Here is a 12,334-nt window from a genome sequence, read left to right as displayed (position 1 = left end):
TCGACGGCGCTGCGCGAGCGTGCTCATCGCGGCGGGACGAGCAGGAGCAGGGTTCGCACCTGCGCGCGCTCACGGCGCTCGGCCGCGAGCAGCTGCTCGACGCGCGTGGCCCGGCGCTCGTGCCGCACCGCGACCGTGGAGCGGCGGCTCCACCGCACGAGGGCGAGGCCCACGTGCAGAGCGAGCCGGTCGAGAGGGCTCACGCGTTCGGGCCGCGGGGGGCGGGCCTGAGGCGCGAGCGTATTCGGAGGGTGGCCGGTCAGCGGGCGCTGCCGGGCCGAGGAGAGCGTGTTCATGAGGGGTGTTCCTTCACTGCTGCGGTGACCGTGGGGGAGGCGACGGGCAGCCGGGGAGAAGCATCCGGCTGCCCGCCGCGAGCGCTCGGCGAGAATGCCGAGCGGTACGGGGCGTCGGCCCGCGGCGCGCGACGGAGAGCCCTGCACAGGAAGCGGGCTGCCGACGGCGCGCGCACGTGCGGGCCGTGGGCTTCGAGCGCGTCGCCACCGTCAGGAACGGCGGCGGAATCCGTCAGCCGTTCAGGCGGTGAAGACGCCGACGAAGCCGGCGGTGGTGGGAATCATTCCCTGAGTGTGAATAACCATGGCCGACCTCCTTTCGTCATATGGCGCGGGGAGAATCTAGCGGGATGCCCGGGGCTGGCGCAAGCCTCTCTGAGCGGGTGGCTCGCCCTGTTGTCGATTCGTGACCTCGCGCGCACCCTGGTCGCCCCGTCGGAGGTGTCGCCTACTCTGAGCCCGTGGTGGCCAACGACCAGAAACCCGTGATGCTGTTCGAGCGCGTCGAGGACTGGGCGGAATGGCTCGAGGCGCATCCCGATCATCCCGGCGTGCGCCTGAATATGCGCAAGAAGGCCTCGACGGCGCCCGGCATCACCTATGGCGAGGCGCTCGAGTCAGCGCTGTGCTTCGGGTGGATCGACGGCCAGATCAACCGGTTCGACGAGGACTACTCGCTGCAGGTCTTCACGCCTCGCCGGCCGCGGCGCAGACATTCGCCGGGCTCAGCGCGCAAGCGCGCTTCGGGGTCATCTTCCGGCTCGGCGGCGTCAAGCGCGCGGAGACGCGCCAACGCAAGATCGACGGCTGCATCGAGACTCTCGCGCGAGGCGACTCACCTCTCTGACGTCGAGGCGCGCGAGCCGATAGTGCGGACACAATACCCCCGGGGGTATACTGGTGCGATCCCTACGGAAAGGATGCGCACCCATGTGCTCTGCCATCACCTGCCGCCAGTGCGGCAAGACCACCTGGACCGGATGCGGTCAGCACGTCGACCAGGTCATGCGTCGCGTGCCCCAGAGTCAGCGCTGCCCGGGGCATGAGCGCGAGCCTGGCCTGTTCTCTCGCTTGCTCGGCCGTTCGCAAGCCTGACGCGCGGCAGAATGGCGGCATGACCCCGCCGCGCCTCACCCTCTTCGCGCTCGACGGGCTGCCCGAGTTCGCGCCGGGCGACGACCTCCCGGCCATCATCGCCGCAGCGTCGGCGCAGCAGGGCGTCGAGCCCGGCGACATCCTCGCCGTCACGAGCAAGATCGTGAGCAAGGCGGAGGGTCGCATCGTCTCCGCGGCCGATCGCGAGCAATCGATCACCGACGAGACCGTGCGGGTGGTCGCCACGAGAGAGCACCCGGGTGGTGTGACGCGCATCGTCGAGAACCGTCTGGGGCTCGTCATGGCCGCGGCGGGGGTCGATGCGAGCAACACCGCCGAGGGCACGGTGCTGCTGCTGCCGCTCGACCCCGATGCGAGCGCCGCCGCGATCCGTGCGGCAGTCGGTGTCGCCGTCGGAGGCGACGTCGGCGTCATCATCACCGACACTGCCGGGCGGGCCTGGCGAGAGGGCCAGACCGACATCGCGATCGGCGGCAGCGGCGTTCGCCTGCTGGATGACCTGCGCGGGCACGCCGACGCGCAGGGTCGCCGGCTCGACGTGACCGCGCCGGCGGTCGGCGACGAGCTTGCGGCAGCCGGCGACCTCGTCAAGCGGAAGGCGCTGGGCCTTCCCGTCGCGGTGATCCGCGGAATGCCGCACCTGCTCGACCCCGACGCGCCCGGTGCCCGTTCTCTGAACCGCGCGGCCGCCGACGATCTCTTCTCGCTCGGCACGGCGGAGGCGCGCGAGGAGGGCAGGCTCCTGGAGCGTGCGGCGCGCGACCGGCGCACCGACCTGCGCAACGGCTGACAGCCCGGTTCGCCAGCCACGGCGGCCTTGGCTACGCTTGCTGTGCACCACGGGATTCTGGGGAATCCTCGACGCAGAGGAGGGGATGCGGTTATGAGCGGAGTCGCCCGCCACGCGCGCCGCGCCCTCGTGCTCACCGCACTCGCCCCCATGCTCCTGCTCGGCGGGTGCGCGGAGCCGGAACCGGAGGGCCCCGCGCCCGTGCATCCCTCGGAGGCGCAGGGCATCGAGCCACCGCCCGGAGTCGAGCTCACCGGGAGCGAGTGCCTCGTGGGCGGCTGGCGCGTCGAGGACGAGCCGCTGCACGACTACTTGCTCGCCTTCGGGCCCGGAACCGACATCGATGTCGGCGGCTATCTCACTCTCGGCTTCACGGTCGACCGCTACTACGTCGAACCTCGGGTGGGCATCACCTGGCAGAACCGCGGGGAGGACACCCTCGCCTCGTTCGTCGGCGAGAGCGAGGGCTCGTACCGACTCGTCGACGGGCTGCTCGAGGCCACCGAGGAGCGGGACGATCTCGCCCTCGTCGACGTCGAGCAGGGCCAGCGCAGCAGCGTCGACGAGCTCTTCCTGCGCCCGGTCACCGTCAACCCGCTCGCGGGAGCCTCCGTGGCGTGCTCAGGAGACGCCCTCAGCCTCACGACCACGATCGGGGAGTCCGACGTGCGACTGGACTTCGCGCGGCTGCGCTGAGCGGCGGGTCGAGAACTCTCGGCGGATTCGTCACCTTCGCGTGGCAGACTTCACCGGGTGACGACGTCGACGAGCACCGCAGCCGCGCCGACCGGTTCGGCGAGCGACCCCGCCACCGATGCGCCGATGAGCCCTGAGCCGATGAACCCTGAGGAGTTCGGGGAGCTCGCGTCGAGCATCCGGCTCGCCATGAACGGCGTCATGGATGGCAAGCCGGACGCCGTGGATACCGCTCTGGCCGTCCTGCTGGCCGAAGGGCACCTGCTCATCGAAGACGTGCCAGGGGTCGGCAAGACCATGCTCGCCCGCGCGCTCGCCCGGTGCATCGACGGCAGCGTCAACCGCATCCAGTTCACCCCCGACCTACTGCCCGCCGACATCACCGGGGTGAGCGTCTACCGCCAGCAGCTCGGCACCTTCGAGTTCACTCCAGGCCCGATCTTCGCCCACATCGTCATCGGCGACGAGATCAACCGGGCGAGCCCCAAGACCCAGTCCGCCCTCCTGGAGTGCATGGAGGAGGGGCAGGTCACGGTCGACGGTCACACGCACGCCCTCGTCGCTCCCTTCCTGGTCGTCGCCACGCAGAACCCCATCGAGATGGAGGGCACCTACGCCCTCCCGGAGGCGCAACGCGACCGCTTCATGGCGCGCATCTCGATCGGGTACCCCGACGCCGAGAGCGAGGCGCTCATGGTGCGCGATCGCGAGCACGGCAGCCCCCTCGAGCGCCTCGCGCCCGTCATCGACGTCGCGGGGCTGCGGCGCATGATCGCGACCGTGCGCGAGGTCTACGTGAGCCCGGCCGTCGAGCGCTACGCGGTGGCGATCGTGCAGGCGACGCGCGACGAGCCCGCGCTGCGGCTGGGGGCGAGCCCGCGGGCGACGCTGCAGCTCGTTAGGGCGGCGCGGGCCCGTGCCGCGATGGACGGGCGCGACTTCGTGCTGCCCGACGACATCGATGCGCTCGCCACGACGGTGCTCTCGCACCGCATGCTGCTCGTACCGCGAGCGCAGGACCCCGACGGGCGCCCGGCCCGCAGCGTCGACGAGGTCGTCGAGCGCATCGTCGCCGCGACCACCGTGCCGGTGCCGAGCGCCGGGGGCTGACCGGCGTGCCGCGGCTGACCGCGCGCGGCGGGATCTTTCTCGTCGTCGGTGTCGGCCTGCTCGCGCTCGCCTACGCGGTCGAGCGGCCCGAGCTGCTGCCGGTCGGAGCGATCGCCGTGGCCGCCCCCCTCCTCGGCGTGCTCGTGGTGGCGAGCACGCGGCCGAGCGTGCAGGTCTCCCGCCGCTTCGACCCGGCCGTCGCCGTGCACGACGAGGTCGTGCGCGTGACGACCACCGTCGCCGGCCGCGCACGTGCGGCCGAGTGGATCGAGCGCGTACCCATGGCGCCGGGCTTCGCCGGGCCCGGGCGTCTCACCGATGTGCGCCTCACGCGCCCCGCCGAGTTCGGCTACCGCTACTGGCCCGAACGGCGCGGACTCGTGGAGGTCGGGCCGCTCCTCATCGAGGATCACGATCCCTTTGCGCTCGCCGTGCGCGTGACCGACACGAGAACGGTCACGACGCAGCTCGTACTGCCCTCCGTCGTGCGCCTGCCGACGGGGCCCGTGCCGGCTCCCGCGAGCGACACGGGGGCTCGTAGCGCGCGGTCCCGCGAGCGCAGCGACGACGATGTGGTCACGCGCGAGTACCGGCAGGGCGATGCCCTCAGGCGCGTCCACTGGCGGGTGACCGCGCGCCAGGGTGAGCTCATGGTGCGGCAGGACGAGCCGCAGGCTGGGCCGCGCAGTCTCCTGCTGGTCGACACCCAGCGCGGCGGCTACCCCGACGCGACGGGTCGACGCGAGGCCACGAGTGATCTGTTCGAGTGGGCGGTGCGCTTCGCCGCCTCCGTGGCGGTGCACCTCGACGAGCGCGGCTACGCGGTCGACCTGGTCGCCCCCACGGCGCTCCCCGACGACGCTCCTCACGCCGACGGCCCTGCGGGGGTCGCTCTCGGCGAGCTCGCTCTGCTCGAGCTCGGCCGCGACGACCCGCACCGGCAGGCGCCAGCAGGAGCGGGCGCGTTGCCGGTTGTCGCGATCGCGTCGCGCCCCGACGCGGAGACGGTGCGCTGGATGCTCGCCCATCGCACCCCGTCGGCCACAGCACCCGCCCTCGCAGTGCTCGTCGACGACGACCCGAGCCTTCTGCTTCCGACCGCCGTGACGGTCACGCCGGCGGGCGCCGGGCAGGAGGGTGTGCGGGAGGTCGAGACGGCGGAGGAGTCGTTCGCCCGCGCAGGCTGGGTCGTCGCGCGCGTGCCGGCCTCTGCCACGCCCGTCGAGGCGTGGGCGGCTCTCGCCGGGGAGCGCGTCGAGCAGGAGGGTGGAGTGCGCCGTGCGTGAGACCACTCGGATGCGCACCTCTCGCGATGCGCGCGCTCGCACGGGTGCGGGGCTCGCCCTCTCGGCAGCCGTCCTCCTCGCGGTCGGCGCTGCGCTCACCTCGTTCTCGGTCGTGCTCGTGGAGGGCGCGTGGCTGCTCTCGGCGCTCGTGACGGTGGCCGCCGTGATCGCCGCGGGAGCGCTCGTGCGGTACCGCGTGCGCGTCTGGCGACCGCTGTGGTCCGTGCTCGGGGCGGCGACCGCGGGCGTCGTGAGCCTGCAGCTGCAGTTCGCCGCAGACACGACCCTGCTCGGCATCGTGCCGCTCGCGGGCACTCTCGAGCGAGCGCAAGAGCTCATCAGGGCCGGCGAGGTGTCGATCGCCGAGCAGGCGATCCCGGCCGACGCGGATGCAGGGCTGCGCTTCCTCATCGCCGCCGGCGCGGGAGTCGTGGCCCTGCTGTGCGATGCGGTCGTCAGCCTGAGCCGTCGTCCCGCTCTCGTCGCGCTGCCCCTGCTGGGCATTCTCGCGATCCCGGTCGTGCTGGCTCCGGGTGCTCTGCCCGTGCTCTCCCTGCTCGCGACCGCGGCGGCCTTCCTGCTCGTGCTCGCCCTGCACCGACCGGCGGTGAACGGCGGGTCTGCGGGTGTGCGCCGGGCGCTCCTGGTCGGCGCGAGCGTGCTCGTCGCGGCCGTCGTCGTGCCCCCCGCGCTGCCGCCCGTCGTCGCCGGCGCGGTCGTGCCGGGCGGGGGGATCGCCGGGCTCTCCACCGGCATCAACCCGGTGCTCGAGCTCGGCGACGATCTGCGCCGCCCGACCGCTGTGACGGTGCTGCGCTACTCGACCGACCAGAGCGCCGGGCTCTACCTGACGCTCGCGCACCTCGACGACTTCGACGGCCAGACCGTGCAGCCCGTAGAGGCTGGAGAGGCTCGCTCGCTCGACGAGATCGGCCCTCCGGCGTGGCTCGGGGCGGGAGTGGACCGCACCGAGGTCGCCACGCGCATCCAGCTCGAGAGCGTGCGCACGCGGTGGGTGCCGCTGCCCAGTGCGCCCGTCTCGCTCGTCGGTCTCGCGGGGGAGTGGCTCGTGGCACCGGACGGCGTCACCGTGCAGTCGCGCGAGGGCGTCCTGCGCGAGGGCGCCTACACGGTGCAGAGCCTCGACGCCCAGCCGACGGTCGCGCAGCTCCAGGGTGCGCGCGTCGACGGTGCAGGACTCGAGTCCTATCGTGCCGTGCCCGAGGTGGACCCGACGATCGTGCAGACCGCCCGCGACGTGGTCGACGCCGCCGACGCGACGACTCCTTACTCCCAGGCGCTCGCGCTGCAGCGCTACTTCACGGGCGGCGACTTCGTGTACTCAGAGGACGCGCCCGTGGAGGGCGGCTACGACGGCTCCGGCGCCGACATCGTCGCGACGTTCCTAGAGGTGCGCGCGGGCTACTGCGTGCATTTCGCGAGCGCCATGACGCTCATGGCCCGCACGCTCGACATCCCTGCCCGCATCGCGGTCGGCTTCCAGCCAGGCGACGAGAACCCGAACGTGCCGGGTGAGTACGTCGTGAGCTCGGACGACCTGCATGCCTGGCCCGAACTGCACTTCGACGGAATCGGCTGGGTGCGTTTCGAGCCGACGCCGTCGCGCGGCGAGAATCCCGGCTACGCGGACCCGGCGGCCGACCTGGAGGGCGACGAGGCAGGCGAGCCCGACGACGCGCCGACCGAGCCGGAGGAGCCTGCGACGAGCGACGAGGAGACGGACGCCGCCGAGGGCACCGACGACGATCCCGCCGGCATTCCCGACCTCATCGACGGAGGCAACGACGGGCAGGCCACCGGTGAGACGGCGTCGCGATTCGCTCTGGATGCTCGGGCTCTCGCCCTCGCCGCGCTCGGCCTGCTCGCGCTCGTGCTCGTCGCTCCCGGCGTCTGGCGCGTCGTGCGGCGCGCGCGTCGGCGACGCTCGCGCAATCCCGTCGACCGCTGGCGCGAGGTACGTGACACCGCGCGCGATCTGGGGCTCCCGGCCGAGCCGACCCGCACGCCGCGGGCGCTCGCCGCACTGTGGGGCGGGGTCGCCGCACTCGACGCCGATCTTCCGCCGGTGCTCGACGCGGTCGAGCGGCAGGCGTTCGCCGGGCGGCGCCCTCTGCACGAGGCCGAGCCGCCCGAGATCGGTGAGGTGCTGCGCCGGCTGCGTGGCGCGGTGCCCTGGTGGCGGCGCGCGGTCGCGGTCGTGGCACCGCTCTCGCTCCTGGATCGCGCGAACACCGCCGAGCCCGACTCTCTCGTCTCCGCCTCGGGCGTGCGACTCTAGGCTGGAGGCCGTGCTCCCTCTCGTCTCGCTCGTCATCCCGGTGAAGGGCGGGCCGGGTGCCAAGAGTCGGCTCGTCGGTGACGCCGCGGAGCGCGCAGCGATCGCGAGTGCGATCGCCCTGGACACCGTGGAGGCAGCACGTGCGAGCGACGCGGTCGGTGAGCTCGTCGTGGTCGGTGGCCTTCCCGTGCCGATGGCGGGAGTGCGGCTCGTCGACGATCCGAGCGCGGGGCTGACGGCGGCCGTCGAGGCGGGGCTCGCCGTGCTTGACCCCGGCCTGCCGACTGCTGTGCTGCTCGGCGACCTGCCGGCGCTGCAGCCCGACGAGCTCTCGCGAGCGCTCGCGGCCGCGCATGAGCACGATCGCGCGTTCGTGCCGGATGCCGAGGGCATCGGCACGACGCTCATCGTCGCGCGCGCCGGGGTGCCGCACGCGGCGCGGTTCGGTGCGGCCTCCGCCGCCCGGCACCGTGCGGAGGGCTATGTCGAGCTCGAGCTGCCGCCGCTCAGCGGGCTGCGCCGTGACATCGACACGCGCGAGCAGCTCGAGGCCGCGGCATCCCTTGTTCTGGGAGCTCGCACTCGGGCACTGGTCAGCCGGAGCGCATGAGGTCGTCGGGCGTGAGCACGATCGTGCCGCGCGGGTTCCAGTCGGTCGCGTACTCGCACTCCCAGGCGAGCCCGCTGCGCCAGATCGAGGTGACCGTGTGGGTTCCGCCGTCGCCGACGAGGGCGGCGCACGTGGCCTCGGCGCGCTCGGTGAGCAGGTTCCAGATGAGAACGGTCGAGGCGTAGAGCGCGACCGCGATGCCCACGGCGAGCAGGACGCCGATGAGGCTGTTCATCCACGGCGACAGGGCCACAGCGTCTCCCCTCGGGTGCGTCGTCGGGCGTCGGTCGGTCTCTCACGGTAGACAGTGCAGTCCATAGTGAAACACGGGCAAGGCTCATTCCTCGCATTGAGACGGAGTGTGAAGGGTCTTCACCCGCGAAGAGGGGGTGCTCAGGCGCCGCTGCGCACCTCGGCGATGCTGAGGGCGAGGCGGCGACCGGTCGCCGCGTATCCCGTCTCGCGGTGGGCTCTCGCAGTGTCGACGCGCTCGGCGGTGGGCTCGCCGTAGGTGGTCGTGCGCTGCCACGCCGTGCGGCCGATGCCGGCGACGAGGTCCTCGAGCTCGGCGACCGTCTTCTCAGAGCCGTTGTCGGCGCCCGCCATACGGCTGATGGTCTCCTCCATGAGAGTGCCGCCGACGTCGTCGGCGCCGCCGCGCAGCATGAGCTGGGTGCCCTCGGTGCCGAGCTTGACCCAGGAGGTCTGGATGTGGTCGATGCGCCCGTGCAGCATGAGGCGCGCGACGGCGTGCACGGCGCGGTTCTCCTGCGCCGTGGGGCCGGGTCGTGCGACGCCGGCGAGGTACACCGGCGAGTTGGCGTGCACGAAGGGCAGGAGCACGAACTCGGTGAATCCGCCCGTGTCGTCCTGCACGCGGGCGAGAGTGCGCAGGTGGCCGACCCAGTGGCTCGGGTTGTCGACGTGCCCGTACATCATGGTGCTGCTCGAGCGGATACCGAGCCGGTGCGCGGTGGAGACGATCTCGATCCACTCGGCGGTGGGGAGCTTGCCCTTCGTGAGCACCCACCGCACCTCGTCGTCGAGGATCTCCGCGGCGGTGCCGGGAATCGTGTCGAGCCCTGCCTCCTTCGCGGCGGTGAGGAATTCGGCGAACGAGAGCCCGGTGCGGGCGGCGCCGTTCACGATCTCCATCGGGCTGAACGCGTGCAGGTGCATCTCGGGCTGGCGCGCCTTGACCTCGCGGGCGAGGTCGAAGTAGGCGGTGCCGGGCAGGTCGGGGTGAATGCCGCCCTGCATGCAGATCTCCGTCGCGCCGAGGTTCCAGGCCTCGTCGACCCGGTCGCCGACCTGGCGCATCGAGAGGGTGAAGGCGTCGGCGTCGGTGCGGCGCTGCGCGAAGGCGCAGAAGCGGCAGCCGGTGTAGCAGACGTTGGTGAAGTTGATATTGCGGTTGACGACGTAGCCGACCCGGTCGCCGACGGTGTCGGCGCGCACGCGATCGGCGAGGTCCGCGAGCGCGTCGAGGTCGGGCCCGTCGGCCTCGAGCAGGGCCAGGTAGTCGGCATCGGTGAGCCCGGCTGGGGCGTTCTCGGCGCGGCGCAGGATCGCGCGCACGCCGTCGCTGATGCCGGGGGCATGCGCGGATGCTGCGGTCGCCCTCGTCGTATCGCCGACGGTCTCGCGCAGCTCGGCCCAGTCGCCGTAGACGTCGTCGAAGTCGCTGCGCGCCGTCGTGCGACGGCCTTCGGTGTCGATCGCGGTGTGCAGATCGGTGCGGCCGGTGCCGGCGGTGCTCGCCCAGTCGGGGTCCGGTTCCTGCCACGGGATGCCCTGCGGCAGTCTCCCCTCGACGGCGAGCCCGTCGTCCCCCGCGAGTGCGCGCACGTGCGGCACGATGCGCGGGTCGAGCCACGGTTCTTCGGCGCGCACGTAGTGGGGGTGGGTGGTGAGGCGCTCGCGCAGCGTGTAGCCGCCCTCGGCGGTGAGGCGGGCGAGGTCGTCGAGTTGCGGCCAGGGTCGTTCGGGGTTGACGTGGTCGGGGGTGAGCGGGCTCACGCCGCCCCAGTCGTCGATGCCGGCGCGGATGAGCAGGTGCAGCTCTTCGGCGTCGGTGAGGTTGGGCGGCACCTGGAGGCGTGCACCGGGGCCGAGCACGAGGCGGCTGACGGCGACGGCGGCGATGTACTCCTGCAGCTCGAGGTCGTCGGCGGCGCGCATGGCGGTGCGCGGCTTGGCGCGGAAGTTCTGGATGATGACCTCTTGCACGTGCCCGTGCCGGCGGGCGCTCGCGCGGATCGCGAAGAGCCCGTCGACGCGCTCGGCGTAGTTCTCGCCGATGCCGAGCAGGAGCCCGGTGGTGAAGGGGATGGCGCTGCGGCCCGCGTCCTCGAGCACGCGCAGGCGCAGCTCGGGGTCTTTGTCGGGGGAGCCGAAGTGGGCGAGCCCGCGCGTCTCGTAGAGGCGGCGGCTCGTGGTCTCGAGCATCATGCCCATGCTGGGTGCGACGGGCTTGAGGCGTTGCAGCTCCTGCCAGCTCATGACGCCGGGGTTGAGGTGGGGGAGGAGCCCGGTCTCTTCGAGCACGCGGATGGCGACGGAGCGCAGGTAGTCGATCGTCGAGTCGTAGCCGTGAGCGTCGAGCCACTCCCGCGCGGCGGGCCAGCGGTCCTCCGGTCGGTCGCCGAGGGTGAAGAGGGCTTCCTTGCAGCCGAGCGCGGCACCCTGCCGAGCGATCTCGAGCACCTCGTCGGGGGAGAGGAACGGCGCCTTCCCCTGAGCCTGCAGCTGGTTCGGGGTCTGCACGAAGACGCAGTAGTGGCAGCGGTCGCGGCACAGGTGGGTGAGGGGGATGAAGACTTTGCGCGAGTAGGTGATGACGCCGGGGCGGCCCGCCCGTTCGAGACCGGCATCCCGCACCCGGCTTGCGACGGTCAGGAGCCGGTCGAGGTCGTCGCCGCGCGCGTGCAGGAGCGTCTCGGCCTCCGTGGCATCCAGACTCACGCCAGAGTCGGCGCGCTTGAGCGCGCGGGACAGCGCCGAGGCCGTGGGGGTGAAGTCGAACGCAGTCACAGTCCGCACAGCCTACGCCCGCAGACCTGCTCCCTCTCGCGCCAAAGTGGCTCAGGGGCGCAAGGCCAGAGCGAGGTCGAGCGCCTCGGCGGCGAGAGCCGCCGAGGTGTCGAGGTCGCGCATCCACAGCGGCACGGCGCGTGCCGCGAACCCCTCAGACTCGAGCGCGTCGACCGCCGTGGCGTCCTCGAGCCCCACGAGCCAGCCGTCGAGCAGACCGCCGTCCCGGCGCAGACCGTAGTGGCGGGCGACAGCGGCCGCATCCGTCTGCACCCCGATCGCCGAGAGGCACGCCTCCGCCATGCCGCGCACGGATGACCCGCCGATGATCGGGGAGACCCCCACGATCGGCGCGGCCTCCGCCGTGAGGGCCTCCACCATGCCGGGCACGGCGAGCACGGTGCCGATCGACACCACGGGGTTGGACGGGGCGATGAGGATCGCGTCGCAGTCGAGCAGAGCATCCAGAACGTCGGGGGACGGCACCGCGCGCTCGATGCCGTGCTGCACGAAGCGCGCGGCGGGCAGGGCGGCGCGGTAGCGCGTCCACCACTCCTGGAAGTGCAGCTCGCGCACCTCACCAGCCGAGTCGCCCGCGAGCTGCACGTGCGTGTCGACCTCCTCGTCGGTCGCCGGGTGCAGCGTCACGCCGAGCGGCCACCGCTCCTGCAGGCGCCGCGCGACATCGGAGGGCGTGGCACCTGCCCGCAGCCAGGCCGAGCGCGCGATGTGCGTGCCCAGGTCGAGGTCACCGAGCGTGAACCACTCGGGCGCCACGCCGTACGCGTGCAGTTCGGCCGAGACGCGCTCGCTCTCCCCGACCCGCCCCCAGCCGCGCTCCTCGTCGTTCTGCCCGCTCAGCGTGTACAGCATCGAATCGAAGTCGGGCGCGATGCGCAGGCCGGCCAGCCACCAGTCGTCGCCCGTGTTGACGATGACGTCGACCGTCGACCCCGGCCGGTGGCGCTGCACCTCCTCGCGCACGCCGCGCACGAAACGCGCACCCCCGACACCACCGGCGACCACGACGATCCTCATCCCCCCACGCTAGCCGCGCACGACCCTGCTCATCTGCGCGCGTCCGCCTCCAGACGCGTC

Annotated in this window: 12 protein-coding genes and 1 pseudogene; 9 read left to right on the top strand and 4 right to left on the bottom strand. The window is 72.6% G+C overall.

Translation table 11 applies throughout. The annotated features are described in order from the left end of the window. Positions 1-23: 23 nt before the first annotated feature. Positions 24-296 carry a hypothetical protein gene (locus IE160_RS09625; protein ID WP_191150938.1) on the bottom strand — a complete coding sequence of 91 codons (273 nt, stop codon included), beginning with the start codon at positions 294-296 and terminating at the stop codon, positions 24-26. A gap of 488 nt (positions 297-784) precedes the next feature. Here IE160_RS09625 and IE160_RS12800 point away from each other — a divergent pair. The 9 genes and pseudogenes from IE160_RS12800 to cofC all read left to right on the top strand — a co-directional run. Continuing rightward, positions 785-955, top strand: a pseudogene (locus IE160_RS12800) (YdeI/OmpD-associated family protein); the annotation flags it as partial. Continuing rightward, positions 922-1,143: a YdeI/OmpD-associated family protein gene (locus IE160_RS09620; RefSeq protein WP_502708735.1), complete on the top strand. Its 222-nt coding sequence runs from the start codon at positions 922-924 to the stop codon at positions 1,141-1,143. The pseudogene IE160_RS12800 and the gene IE160_RS09620, both read left to right, overlap by 34 nt. Before the next feature lie 83 nt (positions 1,144-1,226). Then, positions 1,227-1,391 carry a DUF8730 family Cys-rich protein gene (locus tag IE160_RS12795; RefSeq protein WP_489137750.1) on the top strand — a complete coding sequence of 55 codons (165 nt, stop codon included), beginning with the start codon at positions 1,227-1,229 and terminating at the stop codon, positions 1,389-1,391. Positions 1,392-1,410: 19 nt separating this feature from the next. After that, positions 1,411-2,202 carry a coenzyme F420-0:L-glutamate ligase gene (gene cofE / locus IE160_RS09615; protein ID WP_191150937.1) on the top strand — a complete coding sequence of 264 codons (792 nt, stop codon included), beginning with the start codon at positions 1,411-1,413 and terminating at the stop codon, positions 2,200-2,202. A 93-nt stretch (positions 2,203-2,295) separates the two neighbouring features. Next, a complete protein-coding gene (locus IE160_RS09610) occupies positions 2,296-2,898 on the top strand; it encodes a hypothetical protein (protein ID WP_191150936.1) in 603 nt (200 codons plus the stop codon). A gap of 126 nt (positions 2,899-3,024) precedes the next feature. Further along, positions 3,025-4,008, top strand: a complete 984-nt coding sequence (locus IE160_RS09605; RefSeq protein WP_191152030.1) for an AAA family ATPase — start codon at positions 3,025-3,027, stop codon at positions 4,006-4,008. 5 nt (positions 4,009-4,013) lie between these two features. After that, positions 4,014-5,294 (top strand): DUF58 domain-containing protein, encoded by a 1,281-nt coding sequence (locus tag IE160_RS09600; protein ID WP_191150935.1) that lies wholly within the window; start codon positions 4,014-4,016, stop codon positions 5,292-5,294. Next, positions 5,287-7,593, top strand: a complete 2,307-nt coding sequence (locus tag IE160_RS09595; protein WP_191150934.1) for a transglutaminase TgpA family protein — start codon at positions 5,287-5,289, stop codon at positions 7,591-7,593. The genes IE160_RS09600 and IE160_RS09595 overlap by 8 nt, the downstream gene beginning before the upstream one ends. 10 nt (positions 7,594-7,603) lie before the next feature. Continuing rightward, on the top strand, positions 7,604-8,203 hold the full coding sequence (cofC, locus tag IE160_RS09590) for a 2-phospho-L-lactate guanylyltransferase (RefSeq protein ID WP_191150933.1): 600 nt from the start codon (positions 7,604-7,606) through the stop codon (positions 8,201-8,203). On the opposite strand, the gene IE160_RS09585 is transcribed toward cofC, so the two are convergent. The 3 genes from IE160_RS09585 to cofD form a co-directional block, all read right to left on the bottom strand. Next, positions 8,187-8,456 carry a hypothetical protein gene (locus IE160_RS09585; protein ID WP_191150932.1) on the bottom strand — a complete coding sequence of 90 codons (270 nt, stop codon included), beginning with the start codon at positions 8,454-8,456 and terminating at the stop codon, positions 8,187-8,189. The genes cofC and IE160_RS09585 overlap by 17 nt on opposite strands. A gap of 140 nt (positions 8,457-8,596) precedes the next feature. Then, positions 8,597-11,236 (bottom strand): bifunctional FO biosynthesis protein CofGH, encoded by a 2,640-nt coding sequence (locus IE160_RS09580; protein WP_191150931.1) that lies wholly within the window; start codon positions 11,234-11,236, stop codon positions 8,597-8,599. 51 nt (positions 11,237-11,287) lie between these two features. Then, the gene (gene cofD, locus IE160_RS09575) at positions 11,288-12,274 is read right to left on the bottom strand and encodes a 2-phospho-L-lactate transferase (RefSeq protein WP_191150930.1); all 987 of its coding nucleotides are present in this window, start codon (positions 12,272-12,274) and stop codon (positions 11,288-11,290) included. Positions 12,275-12,334 lie beyond the last annotated feature (60 nt).

The sequence above is a fragment of the Chryseoglobus sp. 28M-23 genome (genome assembly GCF_014789785.1).
GTDB lineage: Bacteria > Actinomycetota > Actinomycetes > Actinomycetales > Microbacteriaceae > Microcella > Microcella indica.
The sequence above is the reverse complement of the archived record's forward strand: the minus strand, read 5'-3'. Positions and strand labels throughout refer to the sequence as shown.